A 457-nucleotide genomic window follows, 5' to 3' on the forward strand; every position below is an offset into this window, starting at 1 on the left:
TCAAGGCTAAGATTCGTCCAAATGCCAACTTGGCTGCCTACGTCGTTGGCGATAAAGTTGTTATCAATAACCAAGCTTCTTATAATGTAGATTTACCAGACAATCCTGGAGTTCATAAAGATTCAAATATCGTACCAGTGACTCCACCAAGTCCTGAAAAACCAGAGATTGAAAAGACTGTTAATGATGCAAAAGAAGCGACTCTTGCTAACCGTGACGAAATCTTTACTTATAAAGTGAAGACAAATGTTCCGTTTGATGCAACAGCCTTCTCTATTGATGACACTATTAAGGATGTTCTAGAGTTTGCGGATGCTGGAAGTGCTACTCTTAATGGAGAAGCTTTAGAAGCAGACCGTATCTCTATCGCTGATCAAAAGATCACCTTGACTCTGACAGAAGACCAAGTCAAGAACAATGGCGGTAAAGAAGTTGTTCTGACCTTCAAGGCTAAGAT

Annotated in this window: 1 protein-coding gene; it reads left to right on the forward strand. The window is 40.3% G+C overall.

The features are described from left to right. Window positions 1-457 (forward strand): isopeptide-forming domain-containing fimbrial protein (locus AWH02_RS06815; protein WP_145762187.1); only part of this gene is annotated, 457 nt, incomplete at both ends.

Origin of the sequence: Streptococcus gordonii (assembly GCF_001553855.1) — a bacterium.
Taxonomy (GTDB): Bacteria; Bacillota; Bacilli; order Lactobacillales; family Streptococcaceae; genus Streptococcus; species Streptococcus gordonii.